The following is a 1377-nucleotide window of genomic DNA, read 5'->3' as shown; positions in this document are numbered from 1 at the left end:
CGTGCGTTCCCGCCGACACCGCGACATGGTGCCCTCCGCCGCCAACGCGGCGCACCTGGGCCGCGTCGACGCGGCGTTGGACGGCCTGCCTCCGCTGCGCACCCAGGTCCGCACGGCCGAGCACGCCTCGGTGTCCGCGATGACCTTCAGCTACCGCATCGCGATCGCCGACCTGATCACCTTCCGGGAGAACGTCTCGCACAGCGTCGTCAACGCCGGGCTCGCCGACGGGATCCGGGCCTCGGCCGCCCTGTCGAAGACCGCCGAGGCGATCGGCCAACAGCAGGTCGCCGTGCTCCGCGCCGTCGCGGCCGGCGAGTTGACCCCCGCCACCCAGCAGGACATCACCGCCGCCCGCACCAGCTACACCGAGTCCAGCCTGTCGTTCCTGGCCCTCGCCCCGACCGAGTGGAGCATCTGGTGGGAGCAGGCCGGCACCGGCAAGGAGGCGCTCGCCCTGCAACGGATGCAGGACGAGGTGTCCCGCGCCCAGCCGGGCACGCCACTGCGCCTGGAGACCGCCGACTGGGTGGCCACGACGCAGCAGCGCGCCGCCCGCCTCGCCGACCTGCGGGGGCGCGTCGACGTCGCGGTGCTCGACGACGTCCGGGCCGCCCACGCCAACCAGCGTCGCAGGGCCGTGGCCGAGGCGGTCGGCGTGCTGCTGGCGCTGCTGCTCACCGCGCTCGTGACCTGGGCCGTCGCCCGGCAGATCACCCGCCGGCTGCGACGGCTGCGCGACGCGGCCAACGCCGTCGCGTTCGAACAACTTCCCGCCGTGGTGGCCCGGTTGCAACGCCCCGACAGCGCGAGCGTCGACCCCGACGAGCTGGCCCGTCAACAGTCCACCGCGGCCCTCGAACCCTCCAGCGACGACGAGATCGGCGAGCTGGGTCAGGCGTTCAGCGCGGTGCACCAGGCCGCCGTGCGGACCGCCGCCGAACAGGCCGTGATGCGCGCCAACACCGCCGACATCTTCATCCACCTGAGCCGGCGCGAACAGCGGCTGGTCGACGCCGTCCTGGCTCAGGTCGACCGGGTCGAGCGGGACGAGACCGACCCCGACCGCCTGGACCAGCTCTACACCCTGGACAACCTGGCGACCCGGATGGGCCGCATCAACGCCAGCCTGCTCGTGCTCGGCGGCGTCGGCGTCGGCCGGGTACGCCAACACGACGTGCCGCTGCAACAGGTGCTCCAGGCGGCCCTGTCCCAGATCGAGCACTACGCGCGCATCCGGCTCGGCATGGTCGACGGCGACGTCGCCGTCGCCGCCCAGGGCGTCGTCGGGGTCGGGGTCCAGCGGGCCGGACACATGGTCAAACCCCCCGCCCACAACCCCCCCGTGTTATGAAGATAAAACCTCTTAACACCAAT

The 1377-nt window shown here is 72.8% G+C and carries 1 protein-coding gene; it reads left to right on the top strand.

The features are described 5' to 3' along the window. Positions 1–1354, top strand: a 1354-nt coding sequence (locus ABZU46_RS31765; RefSeq protein ID WP_354863378.1) for a nitrate- and nitrite sensing domain-containing protein, incomplete at its 5' end; no start/stop codon positions are given. Between the last annotated feature and the right edge of the window lie 23 nt (positions 1355–1377).

Origin of the sequence: Micromonospora sp. NPDC005197 (genome assembly GCF_040608295.1) — a bacterium.
GTDB lineage: Bacteria > Actinomycetota > Actinomycetes > Mycobacteriales > Micromonosporaceae > Micromonospora.
The sequence above is the reverse complement of the archived record's forward strand: the minus strand, read 5'-3'. Positions and strand labels throughout refer to the sequence as shown.